Annotated in this window: 4 protein-coding genes; all 4 read right to left on the reverse strand. The window is 33.9% G+C overall.

Annotation, left to right across the window (positions count from 1 at the left end; translation table 11 throughout):
• Positions 1-251: 251 nt before the first annotated feature.
• Entirely contained in the window at positions 252-392 is a 141-nt protein-coding gene (locus JMI89_RS11685; RefSeq protein ID WP_220680169.1) for a hypothetical protein, read from the reverse strand.
• Positions 393-717: 325 nt separating this feature from the next.
• Positions 718-1,182, reverse strand: coding sequence for a DUF4279 domain-containing protein (locus tag JMI89_RS11690; RefSeq protein ID WP_187756451.1), 465 nt, complete (start codon positions 1,180-1,182; stop codon positions 718-720).
• A 316-nt stretch (positions 1,183-1,498) separates the two neighbouring features.
• Positions 1,499-1,780, reverse strand: coding sequence for a YrhB domain-containing protein (locus JMI89_RS11695; RefSeq protein ID WP_187756470.1), 282 nt, complete (start codon positions 1,778-1,780; stop codon positions 1,499-1,501).
• The coding region (locus JMI89_RS11700; RefSeq protein WP_220680170.1) for a toxin glutamine deamidase domain-containing protein at positions 1,780-2,281 on the reverse strand (502 nt) is incomplete at its 5' end. The genes JMI89_RS11700 and JMI89_RS11695, both read right to left, overlap by 1 nt.

The raw sequence follows: 2,281 nt of genomic DNA on the forward strand, positions 1-2,281 counted from the left end.
TCTAATTCAACCGTGACTGTATCAATTTTATAATGTACTTTTGCTCTGACTTCGGTAGCGGTTATTTTGATGCGGGCGTATTTCAGTAAGCGTAATGAGCGGGTAAGGGGTTCGGCTAAGCTGCCGATTAATAATCCTTCCAAACTGTTTTTTAGTCGTCCTTCAGCAGTATTGTCGTCCGGTTTGGCTTGTAGATATTCGGTTATTGGGTTAGCCAGTTCAGGAAATTGTTGTATTAAGTTTGACAGGCGTTATTCATGGGGATTAAATACCACAAAATCGGTGACACTGCCGGCTATCATTCCTTTGCCCCATGAGCCCATTTTTTGTAATGGACGGATAAACTTGCTGGCTTTAAACATAGGAATAAAACCGACCAGAAATTGACTCACGCCATGTGTTAAAGCACCGGCGATGGTTTCAGGTGGTGAAACCTGAGGCAGTTGTAAGGGATTGGGTGCTTCGCCAATTGGTTTATCACTGATAGGTAGGGGGCTTAGTAGATAGGGCTTATGTGGGATCCCCTGTTATCATTAAAATTAAGAAAGGTAAATTGTTTGTTGAATTTTATTTGCCAGTTTAAAAATAAAAGATAGATCTTCCCCCACTATTATTGGAGATTTATCTTTTATTTTGAATAACGTTCTCTTAATTTATTCATATAAAATACAATATTGTGATCACACTAATAAAAAAACATTTCCCAAAAATATCAATTTACTCATCATTGACAAAATATATGTCAAAACTACATTCCAAATTAAGTTCACACATTATTTTCATTTGTTCTGGCCATATTACAGGACCACCATGACCAGCCAATGATCGCCATACACAATCAATACCCATAGTCACGTTTTTATTTGTCTGTAATTTCTCTAACGGCTCTTTACAGGGTGCTATTTTATTTAGTAACCAATCTAAATGTTCTCTTAAGTCTCTAGATATAACATAATCTTTTGATGATAAAAACCATCCGGAAGTTTTAATCTCTTTAATTCTTCCGATACGATTAATACTCTTAGTTCCAATAATATTTTTTTGTGTTGGTTCAATTTTCAAAAGTTCAGTTATCTTATCGGGATGAATATCATTTGGATATATTAACAATGCTGCATAACATTCATCACAACTTGGATATTCTGGAGATATGGGAGTTCGCCTAGAATTTATTGAAATCATTTTAAATAATCTCCGATATTACCTATAACATTTCCACTAGAATTAATATAATCACCATTATCTAAAATTCTTCCATGATGATCATTTCGTATATTATTATCTTTTTTAAGCGATTCAAGGGCTCTACCCCATTCACGTTTATTAATATTTTCACCAAAATATTTATTCAGAGCATTTGCTGTACTTTGAGTTAAAGTATTACCACCACTTTGTAAAACCTTAGGAACTCTACCTGAAGCACCAACACTAGGCGGAACTAGTAGGGGTAATTCTTCTGCATCAATTCAATTTCCATTTAGCAATTGGTATAGAACAATTAAAAATTCCCATTTATCTTCTTATTTTCATATTGTTGTATATATACATCTATAGGGTATGCTGTTCCCAACTCATATATTTTTCCACTATCTTTATCTATTATAAATGGACAATTACCGATTAATTGTGTTGAAAAATCACCAGTTTCTAAAAACTCTCTGGATTGGAAACAAAAAAGCCATCCTTCAGAAAATCTGTCAATTACAGTGATTTCTACAGGAATATCGTATTCAGCTAAATAATTTTTAGCTTTATTTAACGCTTCAATAAAAGTAATCATCAATTAGTCCTTAAAAATTTGAAAGATTTGAATTTGCTCATATCCGCAACTTTACCTGTTTGACCATCTAAGAAACGTATTTTCCCATTTTGATTTACAACATTAAAAACATGCCCTGGTTGCCCTGGTCCATAGGAACCGAATACAATACCCCTTGCACCAGTTCCAGCTTTTGACATTTGCTCAATAATATTATTAGGACCACTGACATTTTGAAATTTTGTCCCATATTGTTTTTCTAATACGGATATTGAGACTCCATTTTTTGAATTAATTGGTAAAGCGGATGAGGGATTACCACCCAATGTTGCATCAGTAGCTATGGCACAATTAACACAATTATGAGTTCTACCTTCAGTAGGGTAACCAGGATTTACATCACGTATAGAACCTGCCGTATCATTAAGAATAGAACTCGTCTCCACCTTTTCAGCAACATTATTCCAATTAACCTCATCTAATTCAACTGTGACTGTATCAATTTTATAATGTACTTTTGTT

Source organism: Frischella sp. Ac48 (genome assembly GCF_019641635.1).
GTDB classification, from domain to species: domain Bacteria; phylum Pseudomonadota; class Gammaproteobacteria; order Enterobacterales; family Orbaceae; genus Frischella; species Frischella japonica.